This window comes from Desulfitobacterium metallireducens DSM 15288, from assembly GCF_000231405.2.
Taxonomy (GTDB): Bacteria; Bacillota; Desulfitobacteriia; order Desulfitobacteriales; family Desulfitobacteriaceae; genus Desulfitobacterium_A; species Desulfitobacterium_A metallireducens.
On sequence record NZ_CP007032.1, the window covers coordinates 2,017,388 to 2,038,660 of the forward strand.

23 protein-coding genes are annotated in these 21,273 nt (G+C 42.5%); all 23 read right to left on the reverse strand.

What is annotated here, in order from left to right; genetic code table 11:
• Positions 1-24 precede the first annotated feature (24 nt).
• Positions 25-807, reverse strand: a complete 783-nt coding sequence (locus tag DESME_RS09670) for a TIGR03084 family metal-binding protein (protein WP_006716127.1) — start codon at positions 805-807, stop codon at positions 25-27.
• Between the two features lie 71 nt (positions 808-878).
• Entirely contained in the window at positions 879-1,034 is a 156-nt protein-coding gene (locus tag DESME_RS16075) for a hypothetical protein (protein WP_167998838.1), read from the reverse strand.
• A 14-nt stretch (positions 1,035-1,048) separates the two neighbouring features.
• Positions 1,049-1,207: a CoA transferase gene (locus DESME_RS15710; RefSeq protein WP_006716126.1), complete on the reverse strand. Its 159-nt coding sequence runs from the start codon at positions 1,205-1,207 to the stop codon at positions 1,049-1,051.
• Positions 1,208-1,384: 177 nt separating this feature from the next.
• On the reverse strand, positions 1,385-2,623 hold the full coding sequence (locus DESME_RS09680; RefSeq protein ID WP_006716125.1) for an MFS transporter: 1,239 nt from the start codon (positions 2,621-2,623) through the stop codon (positions 1,385-1,387).
• Positions 2,624-2,748: 125 nt separating this feature from the next.
• Positions 2,749-3,900, reverse strand: a complete 1,152-nt coding sequence (locus DESME_RS09685) for an acyl-CoA dehydrogenase (protein WP_006716124.1) — start codon at positions 3,898-3,900, stop codon at positions 2,749-2,751.
• 276 nt (positions 3,901-4,176) lie between these two features.
• Positions 4,177-4,656 (reverse strand): CoA-binding protein, encoded by a 480-nt coding sequence (locus DESME_RS09690; RefSeq protein ID WP_041483978.1) that lies wholly within the window; start codon positions 4,654-4,656, stop codon positions 4,177-4,179.
• A gap of 72 nt (positions 4,657-4,728) precedes the next feature.
• The gene (locus DESME_RS09695; protein ID WP_006716122.1) at positions 4,729-6,030 is read right to left on the reverse strand and encodes a pyrimidine-nucleoside phosphorylase; all 1,302 of its coding nucleotides are present in this window, start codon (positions 6,028-6,030) and stop codon (positions 4,729-4,731) included.
• Between the two features lie 18 nt (positions 6,031-6,048).
• Positions 6,049-6,885, reverse strand: coding sequence for a purine-nucleoside phosphorylase (locus tag DESME_RS09700; protein ID WP_006716121.1), 837 nt, complete (start codon positions 6,883-6,885; stop codon positions 6,049-6,051).
• A gap of 30 nt (positions 6,886-6,915) precedes the next feature.
• Positions 6,916-8,094 (reverse strand): phosphopentomutase, encoded by a 1,179-nt coding sequence (locus DESME_RS09705; protein ID WP_006716120.1) that lies wholly within the window; start codon positions 8,092-8,094, stop codon positions 6,916-6,918.
• A 30-nt stretch (positions 8,095-8,124) separates the two neighbouring features.
• Complete coding sequence (gene xerD / locus DESME_RS09710; protein ID WP_006716119.1) at positions 8,125-9,102, reverse strand: site-specific tyrosine recombinase XerD; 978 nt, start codon at positions 9,100-9,102, stop codon at positions 8,125-8,127.
• 71 nt (positions 9,103-9,173) lie between these two features.
• A complete protein-coding gene (locus DESME_RS09715; RefSeq protein WP_006716118.1) occupies positions 9,174-9,359 on the reverse strand; it encodes a hypothetical protein in 186 nt (61 codons plus the stop codon).
• A gap of 61 nt (positions 9,360-9,420) precedes the next feature.
• Positions 9,421-10,020: a stage II sporulation protein M gene (locus DESME_RS09720; RefSeq protein ID WP_006716117.1), complete on the reverse strand. Its 600-nt coding sequence runs from the start codon at positions 10,018-10,020 to the stop codon at positions 9,421-9,423.
• A 77-nt stretch (positions 10,021-10,097) separates the two neighbouring features.
• A complete protein-coding gene (locus DESME_RS09725; protein WP_006716116.1) occupies positions 10,098-11,261 on the reverse strand; it encodes an endonuclease Q family protein in 1,164 nt (387 codons plus the stop codon).
• The gene (locus DESME_RS09730; RefSeq protein ID WP_006716115.1) at positions 11,254-11,808 is read right to left on the reverse strand and encodes an NUDIX domain-containing protein; all 555 of its coding nucleotides are present in this window, start codon (positions 11,806-11,808) and stop codon (positions 11,254-11,256) included. The genes DESME_RS09725 and DESME_RS09730 overlap by 8 nt, the downstream gene beginning before the upstream one ends.
• Before the next feature lie 60 nt (positions 11,809-11,868).
• Positions 11,869-12,357, reverse strand: coding sequence for a hypothetical protein (locus DESME_RS09735; RefSeq protein WP_006716114.1), 489 nt, complete (start codon positions 12,355-12,357; stop codon positions 11,869-11,871).
• A 219-nt stretch (positions 12,358-12,576) separates the two neighbouring features.
• Positions 12,577-13,116, reverse strand: coding sequence for a 2-oxoacid:ferredoxin oxidoreductase subunit gamma family protein (locus tag DESME_RS09740; RefSeq protein WP_006716113.1), 540 nt, complete (start codon positions 13,114-13,116; stop codon positions 12,577-12,579).
• Between the two features lie 4 nt (positions 13,117-13,120).
• A complete protein-coding gene (locus DESME_RS09745; protein WP_006716112.1) occupies positions 13,121-13,894 on the reverse strand; it encodes a thiamine pyrophosphate-dependent enzyme in 774 nt (257 codons plus the stop codon).
• Positions 13,891-14,958: a 3-methyl-2-oxobutanoate dehydrogenase subunit VorB gene (locus DESME_RS09750; RefSeq protein ID WP_006716111.1), complete on the reverse strand. Its 1,068-nt coding sequence runs from the start codon at positions 14,956-14,958 to the stop codon at positions 13,891-13,893. The genes DESME_RS09745 and DESME_RS09750 overlap by 4 nt, the downstream gene beginning before the upstream one ends.
• Complete coding sequence (locus tag DESME_RS09755; protein WP_006716110.1) at positions 14,955-15,173, reverse strand: 4Fe-4S binding protein; 219 nt, start codon at positions 15,171-15,173, stop codon at positions 14,955-14,957. Before DESME_RS09755 ends, DESME_RS09750 begins: the two co-directional genes overlap by 4 nt.
• A gap of 265 nt (positions 15,174-15,438) precedes the next feature.
• Positions 15,439-16,833 carry a sigma-54 interaction domain-containing protein gene (locus tag DESME_RS09760; protein WP_006716109.1) on the reverse strand — a complete coding sequence of 465 codons (1,395 nt, stop codon included), beginning with the start codon at positions 16,831-16,833 and terminating at the stop codon, positions 15,439-15,441.
• A 56-nt stretch (positions 16,834-16,889) separates the two neighbouring features.
• Positions 16,890-18,665 (reverse strand): aminopeptidase P family protein, encoded by a 1,776-nt coding sequence (locus DESME_RS09765; protein ID WP_006716108.1) that lies wholly within the window; start codon positions 18,663-18,665, stop codon positions 16,890-16,892.
• A gap of 145 nt (positions 18,666-18,810) precedes the next feature.
• Entirely contained in the window at positions 18,811-20,703 is a 1,893-nt protein-coding gene (locus DESME_RS15410; RefSeq protein ID WP_006716107.1) for a DUF4434 domain-containing protein, read from the reverse strand.
• An 89-nt stretch (positions 20,704-20,792) separates the two neighbouring features.
• A complete protein-coding gene (locus DESME_RS09780) occupies positions 20,793-21,170 on the reverse strand; it encodes a hypothetical protein (RefSeq protein WP_006716106.1) in 378 nt (125 codons plus the stop codon).
• Positions 21,171-21,273: the final 103 nt, after the last annotated feature.

Below are 21,273 nucleotides of genomic sequence, written 5' to 3' on the forward strand. Positions count from 1 at the left end.
TACAAACTAACCTAACATCCAATACTACCGTTGCCTTTTAGCCTTCGGCGCGGGATCAGCCCACCCTGCATACGTCTGAACGATTGACGCATAACGTCGAGCTTCTTCTCCTACAACTTCTAACTCGGTATCCATCCAGTTTCTGCGGCGGATGGATACTAAAGCCCAATCTTTAGCACTGCCCTTTATATAATTTTCAGCCCCTTGATCCCCTTTTGCCCATATCTCACCCGATGGCAGTTTTAATTCTAAATAGATCGGCGTGTCAGGCATCTCGAGGTTGTTGATGCGGTAAGCATTCGGACGAGCTTGCCATGATAAAAATAATGTACTGGTAATGCGGTCTTTGACAATAGGATCCAATCCTAAAGCATCATAAATATCGACCGAGTGCGCCCATAATTCCATAAGACGTGCGGAAGCAAGGGATTTGGCCGACATGGGCAGACCGGGTGCCCAGGGAACACGATCTTTTGGATTTTTATCATACAGCTGATTAACCAAACGAGTACGAACCTCACGCCACCAGCTTAGAACTTCAGGACCGGTCAGATGGTGAAACTTTGTTGCGCGAACATACTGATCCTGCCCGGATTCTACCTCTGAAAAAGACACTAAATCCTCAGCCTCACCTGCAATTAGCTTAGTTGCTGCATAATCAAAAAAAGCGATATGAATGATGGCATCTTTAATGTTCCACATTTCTACATCAGGGAGCGGCCTTTGCCATTGTTCATCGGTTAAATCATTCACTAACGCGTCGACTAAAGATTGCTCGGCAATAAAATCGTTAAGGATAGTTTTCATCGAAAATCCCCTTTCTGTGTTAGCTTTATAGTTATTATTATTTTTCTTTTTTTCTTTTTTTCTTTTTTTTCTTATTTCACTGGCTTAAACTCTCTTTTTACGATCACCTTGTGGCTGTAGAGTTCCTCGATTTCATCATCAGTTAGACCCAACTCGATAAAAATATCTTCATTGTCCATGCCTACACTTAGAGCACCTCTCCAGATCTGTCCTGGATAGTTCTTCAATTTAGGAAATATATTTACATACAAGGAGTTTTGGCATTCTCGAGCATAATAACATCAGCACCCGCTTCTGCAAAAAGGGATGCAGCCAAAGGACCAGCTATCGATGCTGTACAATGAACCACTCTAACTCCTGATAATAATCCAAATTGAGGGATATCAGATCGTTTTGCCATTTTTCTCCTTCTCTCTATCCTTCACATTAAAATCAAGCCTCATCTTCCGGTCTTGATTTTAATGTTGCCTGATAGACAGTAACTGACTGTCTCCAGCCAGTTACTGTATTAAAAAGACCCCAATCCCATAGAAGACTGGGGTCTATTCACAAAATAGACTATAGAAGTATTCGATAATTACTCTTGAACAAGCTTTTTACCGATCTTAACGGCTCCAATGACCAAAATGATACCTATTACTAAAGTTACAAGGTTCAACTGCCAAGCAAAGACAAAGCTCTTGGTGAGGTCAAAAATTCTTGCATAAATAATGGCTGCAAAAGCAGCAATGACACTTTGTACCATGGTAACGTAACTATAGATTTTACCAAACTCTCTCTGTCCAAAGATTCCTTTGATTAGGAGTGGCAGCATAACAGTCAGAGCAGCAAAACAAAGTCCAAAGAAAATCAAGCCCGTGTAGAAGACGGTAACGTTTCCGCCACCCATCAAAATAACAACAACTCCTACAATACCGCTGATTAAGGAAGTAAGCATAGCGCCAAGATAGCCAACCTTATCCGTAAGCCATCCCAGGAAAACTTTTCCGCCCATATTGGCGAAGTTCAAAATCGTCATCGCAAATGCTCCTACCGTTGTAGCAAGACCCACCGAAGTTGCATATCCCGGGATTTGGGTGTTCATGGAAGCATACAAAACAACAATGCCGGCAACGAGAACAACCATATACAAGGCAGGGGATTTCAGCGCATTGACTGCAGATACTCCTTTTAAAGGTGCAGCAGCCTTAGACGTTTGTCCTTCTTCATAGCCATAAGGCTTTAAGCCCATTTCTGAAGGCTTGAAACGGATAACAAAGAGAATTCCAGGCATGGAAATGACCCAAGCAGCTACAGACATGATAAGACGAGCGGATCTCCATCCATATTGGGTAATCAATTGTCCTGCAATAGGATTGGCAATTGCCGAACCTACAGTACCTAGAGCTAAGGCGACTCCCAAAAGAGTGGCATATTTTTTGTTAAACCAGTTACCTAAGATGATAGGCACTGCGAGATACATAATTACAGCTTGACCAAGACCGATAAAGATAGCTGAAATATTCCAAGCCATAGCCGTATGGAACTGGGAAGCAGCTCCTGTAGCAACACAAACAAAAGTCATAGCAGTACCTAATAATAACTTTGAATTGACTTTATAAATCAATTGGCTGGCAAATGGTTGAGAGAACGCCATAACTAACATATAAATGGTTAGATACCAAGATGCAGCTGTACGTGTCCAACCCATTTCTTTAGCTACTGGTGTTAGATAGAGACCGTTGGTGTTTCCCAACATTCCTACTGCGGCAAAAAACATCAATGATAAGGAAATGAAAACTAACCAGGGATAATAAGATTTTTTGCTTTGTTCCATGTATAATTCCCTTCCTTTTAAAAAATTACAATTAGCTCTTCGGAAAGATATATCTTTTTCCCCTTGATATTAACTTAACCTCCTCTCATCGACTCGGGGAAAAATAATTAACAATAAAAATTCAATTACTTAAATTGTTTTAAAATGGCTCGGCCGGCGACATGAACCATAACCTCATCTGTTCCGCCCCCGATGCGGTGAACCCGAGAATCAACCCACAATCTCGAAATTCGGCAATCCGTCGTATAGCCAATTCCGCCCATAATCTGCAGGGCGTCATCAATAACCTCACAGGATGCCTGAGCACAATAAAGTTTGGCCAATGCAGAAGAAACCTGAACGGAAATCCCATTGTCAATTTCCCAAGCACACTTGTAGACCATATTCTTCATATTTTCGATTTTCAATTTCATATACGTCAGCTTTTCTTGAATAAGCTGTTGACTGCCGATAGTCTTGCCAAATTGGACCCGTTGATTCGCATAACGGGCTGCATCCTCAAAGGCGCATTCCGCCATGCCCATTACAGCTGCTGCAATATACAGTCGTTCAACCTCAAAATTGATCATGGCCTGTATAAAGCCCTTGCCCTCAACCCCGACCAGGTCCTTTTCTTCAAGCTCAACATTCTCCAAATAGACCTCACAGGTATCCATCATATGCCAACCAATTTTTTTGAGTTTCTCAACTTTAACACCGGGTACATTCATCGGAACCCACCACATGGTAAATGCATTGCGCTTGTCTGCATCATTGACTTCTTCTGAGTTTCGAGCTAAACAAAGCATATAGGGCGCTCTTAGGGCATTACTCATGAAGGTTTTATGCCCATTAATATAAACCTTGCCATTTTTGCGGGTAAACGTTGTCGCAATCGCACTGCTGTCAGAACCAGCCTGAGGCTCGGTAAAGCCCAAGACAAAAGCTACATTACCGGCCTGAACCTCTCTCATCGTGTCCGTCTTTTGTTCCTCTGAGCCAAATTCCAGCATATCGGCAATGGATAAGGCCTGTCCAAACACGAAGTGTGGTCCGCCGTTCTTTGTTATCTCTTCCGCAACGAGCATCATCGTCATGGTATCCACAGGAGTACCGTCATATTCCTCAGGAACACCTAACATACCAAAACCGTTTTCCATTAATGCTTTCACAAACCGCGTAGGATACTGACCTAGTTCATTACACTCTTTCATATATTCCTCTGTGCAATCTCTGGCCATAATCTCTCGAAGACTCTCCAATAATAATTCTTGTTCTTCTGTCAGCCTAAAATCCATCGTATTGCCTCCTGCGTGGTAATGATTTAATGACAGCAGCTAGCGAAACCTATTTCTAAGTATTTGCAAGTCCTGTGCCAAATCGCCAAAAATAATAAAACCCAATATTCATAAGGATTATATTGAACAAGTCAATTTATGTGAATGTAATTATGTTCACTATCTTTGAACAATGTGTTCAAGTAAAGTGTTAGACTTCACAAAGATTGTTCAGTTATAATAAAAAGATGACTCCTGTACAAAACAGAAATCATCTTTTAGCTTCACTTCTATAAATTACCATCTTTTCTTCGGAACTTTTGGAGAATGTAATCCGTGCCAATAACAAGGATTGAAAAATCCAAAAGGCCGAGTAAAGATTTTATGTTTCAGAATACACCCTTTAACGACTTCGATCCCCAATTCATCCGCCTGTTTCTGAAACTCAGAAGTCCAATTTTGCTCCTGGAACCAGACCGTTTTAGCACCACACGCTTGAACCTCAGACATGAGATCAGCAAGCTTCTCAGCATGTAGACAGGGCACAACCACATCTACTTTATCCTGCAATGCTGCTAAATTAGGATAAACTTTGCTTCCTTCAAGTCGAGCTAGTCCCTCTGCCACGGGAAAGGTTGCACAGCCAAATTCCTTTAGCGTTTGATAAGCTTTCCAGGCATGCTTATGTTTGAGGAAACGCCCATCATCCCCTAGAATTGCATAACTCTGACCTGTATTTAAATTCCCTGCTAGTCTATAAATCTTTTTCTCACGCATCATACCCACTCCTTAGGTTACTTACCTAAAGATACGTAGGAAAGCGTAGTCCTATGAAAAAATTTTTATCCCTTAACGAATGACTTCGGCGATAAGCGGAAGATTTTCAGGCTTCTTTGGCCCGACCAGAACGGATTCCTGTGCTAAGGCTATGCCTTCCGCTTTTTTATCCTCGGTAGAGGTATACAGCTCGAGCACAGGTTCTCCTGCTTCCACCCAATCCCCTTGCTTTTTATATAAGTAAACTCCGGCTCCAAGATCAATCTTACTTTCCTTAGTCACGCGCCCTGCGCCTAAAACCATCGCAATATGACCAATCTTACGCGCATCGATCCATTGAATATACCCAGAAATTGGAGCGAGATAAGAAGCCCTGAGAGGGGCAAGCGAGAAATTTTTTTGCTCAAAATTTGTCAAGTTTCCACCCTGAGCCCTAACAAATTCACGAAATTTGGCTAAAGCTTGTCCATTTTCTAATGTTTCTCTTACCCGTTTGCGGCCTTCCTGGGTATTTTGAACCTTTCTTCCGGCAACAAGCATTAACGCTCCCAGTTCAACACAAAGTTCAACGAGATCCTGGGGCCCCTTCCCTTGCAAAGCCTCCAGAACTTCAATAACCTCAATCGCATTACCAATCGCGTTCCCTAAGGGCTGTTCCATAGCGCTTAAAACAGCAATCGTATCCCTACCTAAGGTCTTCCCGATTCCAACCATTGTTTTTGCTAAAGCTTGAGCATCTTCAAGCGTTGCCATGAACGCACCCGAACCATATTTAACATCAAGAACGATTCCTTGAGCTCCAGCAGCAATTTTTTTGCTCATAACGGACGAGGCAATCAAAGGAATAGAGGGCACAGTTCCCGTAACATCCCTCAAGGCATACAGTTTTTTGTCAGCGGGTACGATATTCCCGGACTGCGCAATTACCGCAAGTCCAACATCCTTCACTTGTTGCAAAAATTCATCCCGCTCCAGTTCAACCTTAAACCCTGGAATCGAGCTTAATTTATCAATCGTTCCCCCAGTATGACCCAGTCCTCTACCTGACATCTTGGCAATGGGCACTCCACAAGCAGCCACCATCGGACTCAAGAGAAGGGTTGTTTTGTCTCCCACCCCACCCGTACTGTGCTTGTCCACAAATCGTCCATCAAGAACAGAAAGGTCTAACTGTTCCCCACTCTCAGCCATCGCTAAGGTTAACTCGGCAATTTCCTCTGTCTCCATCCCACGGAAAAAGACAGCCATCGCCCAAGCTGACATCTGATAATCAAGGATTTGTCCCTCGACGTATCCTTGGATGATAAAGCGAATCTCCGCTGGAGTCAGCGTACCGCCATCTCTTTTTTTCTCGATAAGATCGACCATCCGCATCGTATTCACTCCTACCCCTTACAGCACTCTTACCAAAGCTTGGACAAACCGAATAAACTGCTTCTCGATCCGTTCCGCCGTTTCCATGACTTCTGCATGGCTAAGACGTTGTGGCAAAATCCCTGCAGCCATATTCGTTACACATGAAATACCGAGAACTCGCATTCCACCTTGATTTGCGATAATGACTTCAGGTACAGTCGACATTCCGACTAAATCGGCTCCGACGGTTCGAAGGAAACGAATTTCGGCAGGAGTTTCATAACTTGGGCCACTCATCGCAGCGTAGATTCCTTCTTGAGGATGAATCCCGATTTCCTGGGCTACAGATAAGGCCTTTTGTCGCCATTCTAAATCATAGCCTTCACTCAGATCAGGAAAGCGTGGACCTAAGCTCGAGATATTTTCTCCTCTCAAGGGATTTTCTCCCATGAAATTGATATGATCTTTGATTAAGACCAAATCGCCCGGGCGATAAGAAGCATTAATTCCTCCAGCAGCATTTGTGACAATTAACCCATTCAGACCGAGAACTTGCATTACGCGTATGGGAAAAGTGACCTCTTGCATCGAGTAACCTTCGTAGTAATGGAACCGTCCCTGCATGGCCACAATATATTTACCCATCACCTTGCCAAAAACGAGTTCACCCTTATGTCCCTCAACCGTCGAGACGGGGAAATGAGGAATTTCCCGATAAGGAATAGCAATTTTTTCTTCGATAAGATCCGCAAATCCGCCTAACCCTGAACCGAGAATGATTCCAAGCTCTGGTTGTATATTCACTTTTTCATTGAGATAACTTCGAACTTCAGCAAGCTTTGTTGAATACTCCGCTTCTTTAATAATGGTCATTTTTCGTCGCCCTCCTTCAAATTATTAACTCTATTTGGGTTGGAAAACTTCTGCTAAAAAGCTCTGCCCATGCGGTAGAGAAGTCGTTTCAAGATAATCAGCGACAGTTTGTCCCAGATCGGCAAAGCTTGTCCTAATCCCTAAATCAACACCACTTCGCAGGGTATTCCCCATCACTAAAAGGGGAACATATTCTCGAGAATGATCGGTACTCGGTGTCGTCGGATCACAACCATGATCTGCCGTAATCACGAGGAGATCCTCCTCACGTAAACGGGCTAGAATCTCCGGCAAACGCACATCAAATTCTTCCAAAGCCTGTGCATATCCTTCGACATTATTTCGGTGACCATACACCATATCAAAGTCTACGAGATTCGTCATAATAAGGCCTGGCATATCCTGTTCAAGATAGGTGAGCGTTTTATCGGCACCCTCTTGATTCCCCTTAGTCAAAACGAACTCTGTAACACCATGACCATAATAGATATCTTTAATTTTGCCGACCGCCATCACCCCTAACCCCGCCTCTTGAACATAATCCAAGAGAATTTTATGCGGCGGCTCGATTGCGAAGTCGTGCCGATTCGTGGTTCTGTAATAATTTCCAGGTTCGCCTAGAAACGGTCGAGCTATGACTCGCCCAACCCGTAAATCACCATCCAGCATTTCCCGAGCGATTCCGCAAATCTGCATGAGTTCAGGAAGAGGAATGACCTCTTCATGAGCGGCAATCTGAAAAACCGAATCAGCTGAAGTATATACAATCGGCCGACCTGTTTTGACATGTTCTTCTCCCAAACGTTGGATAATTTCAGTGCCGGAAGCCACTTCATTTCCTAAAATCTGTCGTCCAATTTTCTCTTCAAAGGATTGAATAAAGGCATCAGGAAAACCTTTCGGAAAAGTCGGAAATGCTTTTTCGAGAACAACTCCTGCTATTTCCCAATGTCCTGTCGTCGTATCCTTACCCGGGGATACCTCCGCCATCTTGCCGTAGCAAGCCTTAGGCGCTGAACTCGGGTCTACTCCTTGTATTGGAGCAATATTTCCAAGTCCAAGAGCTTGAAGATGGGGTAAATTTAATCCCCCCCTCGCTTTAGCAATGTTCCCAAGGGTGTTGCTACCTCGATCACCATATTCTGCAGCATCCGGCATTTCGCCGATACCTACGCTATCTAAAACGATTACAATGACTCTTTTCCCCAAACGATTGCACCTCCTGAATGAACTCAAGTCTTAATCTGCTCGCGGATGGGCCTTCCGGAAAACCTCGATTAAATGCTGACGTGATACATGGGTATAAATCTGAGTCGTTGAAATATCCACATGTCCCAACATTTCCTGGACCGAACGAAGATCAGCTCCATGATCAAGCATATGCGTAGCAAAGCTGTGCCTCATCAAGTGAGGATAGACATTTTCTTTAATTCCATGCTTTTTAGCCCATTTTTTGAGAATTTCCCAAACCCCTTGACGGGTAAGGCCTCCTCCTCGAAAATTCAGAAAGAGCAAGTTTGAGGATTTCTTACCCAGAAGTCTTCCTCTTGCTTCCTGAAGATAGTTTTGTATAGCTTGCACCGCAGGCTCTCCTAAGGGAACAATTCGTTCCTTATTCCCTTTTCCTCGGCAACGCAAATAAGCATTCTCCAATGATAAATCCTTCAACGTCAGCCCAGTCAATTCAGACACACGCAAGCCACAACTATACAAGACTTCCAAAATAGCTCGATCCCGCAGTTCCAAAACAAGGTTTTTAGTTTCTTCTTTTGTACTTTCTCCTTTTGTACTCTCTTCTATTTGTTCCTGACTGCTTTTCTCTCCTATATCAGGTTTTGGAGAACTGTCTAATAGTTTGTCCATTACCTTCTCAGACAACACATAAGGAAGATTTTGTTCAAGTTTAGGTGTCGTTAAATATTCTGTTGGATCATCTGACCTCAGTCTTTCTATAAGGAGAAAAGAAAAAAGCCCCCTTATCGTTGCTAGATAACGGGCAAGCGTACGCGCAGATCGACCCTGCTTTTTCTCATCAAGAAGAAACAGGAAGAGATCATTTCCTTCACAGTTTCTTAAAGTCTTTGTTTTAGCATTCAGAAACAGATGTAATTTTTTTAGATCACGCTCGTAGCTGCGGCGAGTATTAATCGACAGTCCACGTTCCACATTAAGGCAGGTCAAATATCTGCGAATCCAAGCCAAATCCTGGATCTCCATCCAGCATCCCTCCCTTATAGTCTAATCATTCTACATTAGGGAGGGATATTCCTGCGCCTTTAACGTAAGCTTCAACGTCGTGTAGTATCCTCAACCCTCATCGGATTCCCACTTGGATGACGTTCATCCTGAGCTTGCGAAGAAATCCAAAGGCTACAGACATTCACTAATTTTGGCAATACGACTGCGAGAAGGATCAGCAGAATAAAAACGCGTGCAATATAAAAGAAAAACTCAGTCCAACTTTTTTTCATCATACGCTCCCCTCCCCTAAAAGCGTATGCAATCAACGATTGTCTCTATGTATTTTTCCCATCATTAAAGGTTTAAAAATTTTACGCCGAGCAGTGAAAAATACCCTTGAGACACCCCTACTGCCACTGAACCTAACGAGATCAGAACGGTTGCAAGGGAATAATAAAAGAACTCACGGCGTAAAGACTCTCCTGTACTTTTCCCTTTAATTAGAAGGAAGGAAAAAATTGTGGCAAACCCAGCCCCCAAAAGAAGAAGTGGAATTCCTGCAAGCGCAGGAAGGAAGACAGAGATAAGAATCAAGCCCAACCCCCAAAAACCTTTGACTCCAACAATAAAACTAACCGTAAAGCCGAGTACAAATCCGCGTGTAAAAATAATCAAATAAATGAGCGGAGTTCCTATTACGGTTAACCCCAAAACCCAAATGCCTGCCATGATAATAAATTGCTCTCGCGCCAGCTGCATCAAAAAACTCGAATCTAAAGATTGGGGCTGGCTAAGTAGAAGCTTATCTAGAAATTGAGCCAACTGGCCACTTTCCGTCCCACTTAAAGCGCTCACTCCAATAGCCCCAAAGACAATCCCCGCCAGATAGACGGCTGTTAACGTCAGATAAATTACCCAAAACTGACGAATATGCTCCATAAGGATTCTGCGCATGTGGCTTGCCCCCTAACCAAAAAAATCTTTACTCGATTGCAACAATGTACAACCCTAGTAAAGATTTATTCGCGCAATTAGGAAAGTATGTCCACTACCCGACCATAAACTCCTCCCCCACCGGGTTGGAAAATCAGTTTTCCCTTTCGTGAACTCAGAATCCATTCAGTAATCTTTTCCCCAACAACCTTGGCCAGCTCTTCCTCGCTCGCCTGATGTAATACCGCCATTTCCGTTCCAAAAGCTTCAAGTAAGCGTTTATATACCTTAGGACCAACGCCGGGTAAATCACTGAGGGGAACTTGATAAATATATCGAGGATCGGGCGTGTGAACAAGCTGACGATCAGCAATACTCACCAATCGGTCCATGACCCCAGTCACTACCTTGCGACTTCCACAATGGGGACAACTCAGTAAAGGCGGCTCACTGTCCACGATTTTTTCGCAAACTAAGCAGTACGTCCGGTGGTATTTTCCCACCTTAGGAGGAAGTCCGTAATTGGTTACCACCTGACCCTGTTTATCAAGGACCAGTTTAGCCAATCCTTTAAAAGAATTCTCTGTAAGCTCCAAAAGGTTATATTCCCGGGCAATTTTTGGTAAGGAATGAGCATCGGAATTACTAAAAAGGGTCACATGCTCCAGTTCCGATAAGCTTCTCGCCATTTGCCGATCAGCACTCAGCCCAATTTCTAAAGCCGGAGGTAGGCCGGGTAAAACATCAAGCAATGATTTACAACAGTTTCCGTAGATTCCTTTATGGGGAGTAAACGCATGTGCAGGTAACCAGATCCCTTCACCCTGTGCAACTGCACCTAGCCAATCGTCAACCGAAACATAGGCCTTCTGTGAACTAAGCTGCCAATTCTTGACTTGGGGTTTAATTTCTGCAATATAGCGTTCCATGTGTTCCAGGGTTGGAAAATAAGCTAGAAAATGCGCGTTTCCTTCACCCACACTTAACTCTTGCTCGATTCCAGGAATCAAAGTAAGGTTTTCATATCGATAACCGCCACCTTCTAGCGATTTAAGCTGACCATCATGAAGCATCGTCCGGAAATCTTGTCGTACTCCTCGAGAATGCGCATCAATCACGCCGACCATCGATAACCCTTTCACATCTCGCGCAAAGTGAAGGATATTCGGCAAAGTTAACGCACGGGAGGCCGTAATTTTGACGGCTTTTCCATCTAAGCTCTGTCCGATATGAATATGTAAGTCTGCCCATACTCTAATCACGTGTTTTCCCTGCCTGCATTAAAATTCCTAAAGCGGTTTTAGCATCCTGAAATTCACCCTGTTGGGCCTTACGAATCGCTTCCACCCAGGGAATCCGCTCCACTCCTAAAAATTCATCATCATCAGCATCTAAAGGAGCCCAAACCAGATCTCTAGCACTAAAAAGATGAATAAGCTCATTCGAAAAACCTGGAGTGGAATAAAATCGTCCGAGATAAGTCAGTTTTCCCTGATACCCGGTCTCTTCACGAAGCTCTCTTTGCGCACAAGATTCCGGCGTTTCGCCTGGTTCGAGTTTTCCTGCAGGGATTTCCAAGGTTTCCTGATCGATCGGGTAGCGGTATTGTCTTACCAATAACAGTTTATCCCCCTCTAAGGCTACGATCGCAACCGCACCGGGATGATGTATAACCTCCCGTGTTGTTTCCACACCATTGGGCAAACGAACGCTATCCCGATTCAGACGAAGTAAACGACCTTGAAAAATTGTTTCCTGACATACACATACTTCGCGTAAGTTTTTTAGATCAATTTTCTGATTTGGCATTATGAACCTCCCTAAAACTGAATTGTTTGGGGGTCAGACCCCCAAACAATTCTCACACAATTACTCTTGCTTTAGTCTTCTTTGGTAATAAAGAAAAATGGGTAACGGAATCACGATCCAGCCAAAGCTTTTAATTAGACTGTTCATCGCCCGATCTTGGGCCCTTTTCTTATCATCAGCAATCATCTGGTTATAGTTTTCCCTTAAAATATCTTCATTTAAACCTACAGTTGAAGAGGAAGGCTGTTTTCCCTCTACTCCCATGACTTTATATTCCTCAAACGTTTGATAATATCCTGGAGGAGAAACGAGATCCGCAATCGCCATAAAAGCTGCAACACTTCCACCAATCGTCATCATTAAAGTCGCAAATAAAATAACATAGGTATAAACCACACGTATCATATTTTTGCTCCTCTCTGGATGTTCCTGGTCTGAGTTCTCCGATGCCCCCACTTTTGTTTTTCCTCTTGTAATTAAGGCTACAGTTGTTCCAAGAATAAGGACGAGAATCACGAGCAGAATAGCCAAAATTATACTTATGGCCAAACTCTTCACCTCCATGCTTTCGTCTGAGATTATTTTACCATACCTCATCCTCAATATCACTTGCCAATACAACGAGTTATCCTTTATTCAAGATTTGATGGCTCATACAATAAAAAATAAGGGTCATGTAGTTTCGGGTCTTTTGCAATTGTCCATAATTATTTTGAGCACCGAAAAAGGGACTGTTTTGCGACAGCCCCCTCAACCTTTCGTCTAAACCTATTTTACGATACTAACACCCAATTCTAAAGCATCCCGATTCATTGAGATAAGGTTATACCGATATTCTGGAAGAACTTTTTTCAGCGCCTTTTCTACACTTTCCAAGCTAACCGCATGAGTCAGTTCAAGAAATGCCCCCAGAAGGATCATATTTGCAACCCGAGAATTTCCAAATTTATTATTGGCTAAATCATCTGAAGGAATCTTAACCACTTGAATATCGTCACGCTGAGGAGAGATATCGATCAAGGAAGAGTTCATTAAAAGCAGTCCGCCCGTTTTTAGACCCTTTTCAAACTTCTCCAACGATGGGCGATTAAGCACGATTAATGTGTTAGGTTCGCTGATCACAGGGGAGCTGATCGGAAGATCTGAAAGAGTCACAGAACAATTTGCTGTCCCACCGCGCATTTCCGGACCATAAGAAGGGATCCAACTTACATGCTCCCCTTCAAACATTCCAGCATAAGCTAAGAGTTGTCCCATAGACATAACGCCCTGCCCGCCAAAACCCGCTAAAATGATCTCTTGTAACATCTCCTCACCCCTCCTCTGCATGATTCTGTGAGTCTGCCGCATTGATTAGTGATTTTTTAACTCCCAGAGGGTAATAAGGAATCATATTTTTTTCCAACCATTTGAGCGCTTCAACTGGTGTAAATCCCCAGTTGGTTGGACAACTCGAAAGCACTTCAACCAAAGCAAATCCTTTGCCAGCGATTTGCACCTCAAAGGCTTGCCGTATTGCCTTTTTTGCCTTGGCCACTTCTTTCGGGTTATGCACGGAAACACGGGCAATGAAAGCGGGTCCATCAAGGGTTGCTAAGATTTCGGACATGCGAATCGGATATCCTTGCACAAGCGGATCCCGCCCTTTAGGAGATGTCGTCGCTTCTTGTCTCGGCAGCGTCGTAGGCGCCATCTGTCCACCGGTCATTCCATATATTGCATTATTCACAAAGATCGTTGTAAATTTTTCTCCTCGCGCCGCCGCATGAATAATTTCAGCCGTTCCAATCGCTGCTAAATCCCCATCCCCTTGATAGGTAAATACGACTTTATCTGGATGCACCCGTTTAACGCCAGTAGCAACTGCTGGGGCACGACCGTGTGCAGCTTGTTGCATATCCACATTGAAATAGTTGTAGGCGAGTACTGAACATCCTACCGAGGCAATCCCAATCGTCTCTTCACGTACGCCTAATTCGTCGATCACTTCAGCCACTAAACGATGAATAATGCCATGTGTGCACCCTGGACAATAATGGGTTCTAGAAAGGGTTAACGCCTCAGGACGTTTAAACACTGTAATCATGATGCACCCCCTTCCTTTACTAGATCTTCAAGGGCTCGATATACTTCACTCGGCGTAGGAATCATACCGCCTACCCGACCGTAATGATAAACGGGTACTTTAAATTCCAGGTGGTAGCGGACATCTTCGACAAGCTGTCCTAAACTCATTTCAACCGTTAACACCTGTTTTGCTTGTTGACAGGCTGCTTGAATTTCTTGATGGGGAAAGGGGTAAAGGGTAATTGGACGAAACAACCCTGCCTTGATTCCCCTTTTTCGAGCTTGATCTACTGCGGCCTTCGCAATTCGTGCCGAAGAACCGTAACCCACAAGAACTATTTCTGCATCCTCTGTTTGATAGGACTCTGCTAACGTCTCTTTCTCACTCATTCTCTGATATTTATCCTGTAAATGGTAGTTATGCTGTTCCAATTTCTCCGGATCAAGATACAAGGAATTAATGAGATTAGGGTCTCTGCCTTTAGCGCCCGTCGTCGCCCAGGGTTTTGGCGTCAAGACAGTTGATCCTTCCTGATCGGGGAATTCTACAGCTTCCATCATTTGTCCTAAAATTCCATCGCCAAGGATCATAACCGGATTTCGGTATTCGTCAGCTAAATCAAACGCTTTGCCCATTAGATCCACGATCTCTTGAATCGTCGCAGGGGCGAGAACGAGTAGGTGATAATCCCCATGCCCTCCCCCTTTGACGGCTTGAAAATAATCAGCTTGTCCGGGTTGAATTCCTCCAAGCCCTGGTCCGCCTCGCTGCATGTTTACTATGACACAGGGAAGCTCTGCACAGGCGATATAACTGATCCCTTCCTGCTTTAAACTAATTCCTAAGGATGAAGAAGAAGTCATTACCCGAGCGCCAGCTCCGGCTGCTCCATATACCATGTTAATAGCGGCTATTTCTGATTCAGCTTGAATAAATACTCCGCCCACTTCGGGGAGGCGCCAAGCTAAGTACTGAGGAATCTCGTTCTGGGGAGTGATCGGATACCCAAAGAAATAACGACAACCTGCTCGTACTGCAGCTTCAGCCAAGGCTTCATTCCCTTTCATTAAAACCTTTGTCATCCCTTCTTCTCCTCCTTTCGGACGGTGATCACCACGTCCGGACACATATAGGCACAGCGCGCACAAGAGATGCAGGATTCCTGATCTGTAACGATTGCTGGACGAAAACCCATGCCATTGAGGTGATCAGCTAACGCTATCAAATTCTTCGGGCAAGCTGAGACACAGAGCTCACACCCTTTACACCGTTCTTCTTCAAACTCAACTTTTCGCATTTCCGTCGCCCCCTCACTTCCCTTTGCAAATTAAGTGATGCAAATTGAATGCCAGGATAAGCACTAATTATCTTTCAGAATAATATAAATTTTCCCCCTATTGAAGGCAAGGATAGCCTAAATACGGTCTTTAGCTTTTATAGTATAGATTTTTAATCAGTTCAGTTATTGAAACATACTCGACCCTAGTGAAATCCCTGCATTTTTTTGCAAAGTAATGCAAAAAGCTGCTTGCAATAATTTGCAAACAGCTTCCTAGTCCCCTTTAGTCCCCCAGTCCGTGACGTTCTAACTTATAGTAAAGATTACGTAATGATATCTTTAGTAATTGGGCAGCCTTTGTTTTATTTCCTCCCGTCTTCTGTAAAACTTCGATTAACAGCTCCCGTTCCCATTTGCGGTGAAGTAAAGTAAACCCATTTTCGTCGAAATGACCAGAAAGGACGTCCCCTATACTTTCATTCCTTTGTAAAGGATCAATTGTCTGGAGGATGGGTAAATGGTGCGCTTCAATCCGGTTCTCCCCCATTTTCATGCTAATGATGGCACGTCCGAGAACATTCTCTAGTTCTCGAACATTACCTGGCCAAGTATAATGTTCTAATATTCGTATCGCCTCATCACTGATTTTCTCTACATTTCGTCCATAATCCTGATTAAAGCGACGAAGAAGGTGTTCCCCCAACAAAGGGATATCCGAGAGACGTTGACGCAAGGGCGGAATAACGATGGGAATAACGTTCAATCGATAATAAAGATCTTCTCGAAATCTTCCGCATCGTATTTCTTCTTCTAAATTAACATGGGTTGCAGCGATAACCCGAACATCGATGGGAATCGGGTGGTTATCACCAACCCGTATGAGTTCTTTTTCTTGTAAAACGCGCAATAATTTCATTTGAAGGTTTAAACTCATGCTTCCGATTTCATCGAGGAAAAGCGTCCCCCCGTTTGCTTCTTCAAATAACCCCATTTTTCCGCCGCGTCGGGCTCCTGTAAATGCCCCTTCAACATATCCGAAGAGTTCACTTTCAAGGAGATTTTCTACAAGTGCAGTACAATTAACACGGATGAACTGTCCGTTATGCCGTACGCTAGCACGGTGAATCGCATGGGCGAAAAGTTCTTTTCCTGTCCCACTCTCGCCTCTCAGCAAAACTGTGGCTGGGGTTTGAGCTGCATTCTGTGCCTGTTCGATTACTTCCCTGATCTCCTGACATTCGCCGATGATATCTTTAAACGAATATTTGGCCTCAAGATGACGGATGAGGCTCTTTGCTCCCTCGAGTTCTTCCGAGAGCATGCGGATTTCGGAGACATCATGGATGACCGCAACTGAGCCCATCAGTTTTCCTTCAACTATTATAGGTGCGACATTGACTAGGACTTCGCGCCGTTTTGGGCCGACTCTCATTGAAACGCCTTTGACTGCCTTCCCTGTCTCTAAGACCTGCATATGCATGCTTTCCCCGACAGCAATATCGACCGTGGCTGGTTTACCTAATACATCGTCGGCTGTTAACCCTGTTAAACGGGTATAAGCAGGGTTAATTAAAAGTCCCAGTCCTTGCTCATCTACGACCGAAATCGCATCTTGTGTGGAATTGATAATCGCCGACAATAATTCGGCATCAATGACGTGGACGTGTTCCTTAGTCATCACAATCCCGCCTTTCACTACTCTATATGCAAAACAGCCCTAACGCTAAAATTAGGCTAATGACTGATTTCTTGAGCTAACCAGTCTTTCTCTTCTGCGTTTAGATAAGGAGAAAGTTTCATATATACCATTTTATTGTAGGTGTTTAGCCATTCCATTTCGGTTTCAGACAGCAAAGTTTGATCAACTCCGGCGAGATCAATCGGACAAAAAGTGATCGTTTCAAATTTCATGAATTGACCATATTCTGTCTCTTCATCTTTGACGACAATCATCATATTTTCCGTTCGAATCCCATGTTTTCCTTCTGTATAAATACCTGGTTCGTTCGTAATAAGCATGCCTTCTTCGAGTCTTACGCTATTCGGGTTAGTACTCAGCCGATGAGGCCCTTCGTGAACATTCAAGAAAAATCCTACCCCATGCCCGGTTCCGCATTTATAGTCTAATCCATATTGCCAAATCGGTTGCCTTGCCAAACCATCTAAAATTGGGCCTGTTGTACCATAAAGGAATTTAGCCGTAGCTAACGTAATATGACTTTTTAGCACTAACGTGAAATCTCTCTTTTCTTCTTCCGTAAGCTTCCCAAGGACAATCGTTCGGGTAATATCCGTTGTTCCATTATAGTATTGACCGCCTGAATCGACGAGCAATAGTCCTTCACTTTTTAAGGTATAGGTGTTTTCAGATGTTGCCTTAAAATGCATCATGGCCGCATGGTCTTTATATCCAGCAATCGTATCAAAGCTAAGGTCAACACAAAGTTCATTCTGTCTGCGAAACTCTTCCAACTTATCTCCCACTGAAAGCTCTGTGACGCTTTGTTGTCCGACCGTACTTTTTAACCATTTCAAAAATTTGACCATTGCTACGCCATCCGCAATTTCGCAACTTCTTAAATTTTCAAGTTCTGTTTTATTTTTTACAGCCTTTAATAGCGTCGTAGGGTTAGGACACTCAATCTTTGATGCCTTAATATTGATCGCCTTATAAAGAGAAGCATTCGTAATATCGGGATCTAGCATAATCGAATCTGTATCTTTAAGTTCTCGCAAAAGTTGGGCTGTTTCCTGATAATTTTTGATTTGAATTCCTTCAGCCTCTAACTCTGACTTAACCGTACTAGGGACTTTAGCAGGATCAATTAACAAGTAACACGTATTAAGGGTTAATAGGACATTAGCGATTGTCACTGGATTATTAGGAACATCTGCTCCCCTAATATTGAGAAGCCATGCAATATCATCTAAGGAGGTGAGTAAATAATAATTTGAACCTTTCGTTTTCATTTCCGCTCTTACTTCATTTAATTTTTCAACTCTAGATTTTCCTGCGAATTGAACATCATGGACAAATACAGAGCTTGAGGGCAAGGCGGGTCGATCTTCCCAAAGCATTCCAATTAAATCCAGATCCATTTTTAAACTTATTTTTTGGGATCTAAATTCACTTTCCATTTTGTTAACACTGTTCGCCGAGAAAACGTTGCCATCAAGACCTATACAACCTTTTTCTGGAAGAACTGTTTTTAGCCACTCTATGTAGGAAGGAACGCCGAGGTCGGCCGCTCTAAACAATTGAATTCCTGAATTTCTGAGTTGTTTTTCAGCTTGAATATAGTAACGGCCATCTGTCCAAAGGCCAGCGTCATCTAACGTAATGACTACTGTACCCGCTGAACCAGTAAAACCAGATACCCATTCTCTACATTTAAAATGAGCTGCAACATATTCGCTCAGATGCGGATCCGAACTGGGAATGATGTAAGCATCCATTGTATTGTCGTTCATTAGTCGTCTAAGTCTTTTAATTTTCGTTTTGATATCCATAAAACTTCACTCCACTTCAACAGAATAAAAAATAATTGCACCCGTGAAAATGCAATTATTTTTGGTTCAAATTAACTTCAAGTCTATGCCTTAATTTAGAGTAAGTCAACCCAGTATAAATTAGATTGGCTTTCCATCACCCCAATTATTTATAGGCTAAATAATAGGACATGTATTCATTATAACCCGCTATTTTTGCGGGGTCATCACTGTATTTTGCTTGAAAGTGATCGATACTGAAAGCAGTATAACCTGTGACATATGCATTTTCTGCGGTCATTTGTGAAGTGATACGATCTATAGGTGCTGTTACATTGTCATTCGCTATTGAAGTAAACGTTTCAGTGTTGGCATAGAGTTTTAAGCCTGCCGCATCTGTACCTTTTTTAGTATAGTCGTAAAGGCTCGATAATTGATCCACTGAATTATAACCCACACCTACACTGTCTTGTAACGCCAATATATCTACACCGGTACCCTTAAATATATTTTCAATCGCGGTTGCCCAGTTTGCTAGAGAACCTTGAACTGATAAATTTGAATTATAAAATGGGGAAATCATGACTGTTTCCTTCGGTGTTTTTAATTTCATTTCACTGACTATGGGCTTAAAAAAAGCGTTTAAATTCGCTTGTTCTGTTGATGTTATTGCTGTGATATTTGAAATCTCATATGATAAATACCAACCGCCAAAGGAGGGGTGTGAAGCATACTTTGTTGATATTTCATCAACGATAAGTTTGTTCGTATTTGCTTCATTCGCTAACCAAGTTTTGTCGGTAGCCCCTTTACGCCACCAGTCATCGTTATCCGCAGTACCTACTCTGACTTTCATCCCTAAAATATCAGCTTCAGTTAGTGCATTTTCTAATACATCTACTTCGCTAGATGTATACCCTGCTATCGATGAATTATAACTTGCAAACTTATGAGCAGGGGTTGTATCAACCGTGTTCTGAATAATAACCTCATTGATCCCTATATCTTTCAGCATCGAAAGTTCACGCAACCAACGTTCTGTACTCCAATCCTCACAATACCAGGACTGAATAAAAGAACTTCCAAAAATCGGTTTAACTTTCTGAAATAAAGAATCAGAAACCACGCCAGTACCTCCAAGAATCGTTAATTGTTTGTGGTTCTTAGTTAACTCATTATCAAGATATATGCGAGTAACATCACTTATAGCTGTATCCACTAAAACAATAGGCGCATTGTTCTTGGCAGCTAATGCCGTTCCAGTTAAAGCATCGGCAAAGTCGTTCCCTGTTGCCACATAAACATAATTACTGTTTAAATCTGAACTAAATTTATTAAAAACCGCAATATTCCGTTCATATTTTGTAGCCCCTATTATTCGTTCCACATTTGGAAATTGCTGTGCTACATTTTCACTAATTTGATCTGTATTGCCAATAATATACGTTTTGGAAAGCTTATGTTGTTTAATAAGTGCAAGAGCATCATCAGCAATACTATCTTTCGCAACGAGTATGATTGGCATACTTTTACTTGCCGCAACTGAAGCGATTGATAAAGAATCGGCAAAATCTTCTCCTGTAGTTACAGCGATTTGCGAGGTATCACTAAATTGGGAGGCAACAACTAAGGCTGTTTCATATCGATCATTCCCAGCCAATCGACTAGAAGCAATACCCAGCTTCTGCAATTCTGAAAGAATATCAACGGATAAAACGCCTGTTCCACCAATAAGTATTACCTTTTTAACATTTAAATCGATTAATTCTTGTTTTGTAACGGATGGCAAAGAATCTTTATAGGAAAGTAGAATAGGAGCATTCACCTTTTTTGCCATAGGCGCAGCCACTAAAGCATCGGGATAATTCTCTCCACAAACTAGGATAGCATATTCCGATTGAGTCCAACCTTCTTTCGCAATTGCTGCTGCTGTAGCATATCGATCATCTCCTGCTAATCGAGTCGCTATTGATGATGAATTTGCAAACGTTGGCATCCCAAAAGATAAAATGATCATAACGGTAAGAAAAGCGCTTAAGGATTTCTTCTTTATCGTCATCTTTCTAATTTCTCCCCCAATTAAAAACCTTCCTATCAGACCTATAAAAGTTTGAAGGAAGGCGTTTCTCGATTTCTACAGACAAAGAATCAACCCTGTAATTCGTTAATCCGATTAATAAAATAGGATTTGAGTTGAGCAACATATTCCGGTTTGAGAATATATCTTTTGAAGTACATATTCTCATTTCTATCTAAGCCATATGTCCCTGTCTCAAACCATTCAGCATCAAGCGTACACGTTGCAGTAATTTGATCGTACAAATATTTGGAGTTCGAAAATTTCTCTAAAAGAGTATATAACTCGCTTTCAATCTGTTGCTGTGGAAACAAAAGATTAAACGGTTTTCTATAGTCTTTAATTTCAGAAGTATCTGCTTCTTCCCAAACAAATGGTTTTTCACAAGAGTCCAAAATCGCTTGACAGGTTTTAATCATTTTTTCTTTATTTTCAAGTTCTAGAGACATTTTTTACACCTCTTACATATTATTTTCTCGCTTTATTATACAACTTAAAAGCGAGAAAATAAATTTTCGGTGTATTATAAAAATCTTGAATGTAATACATTAG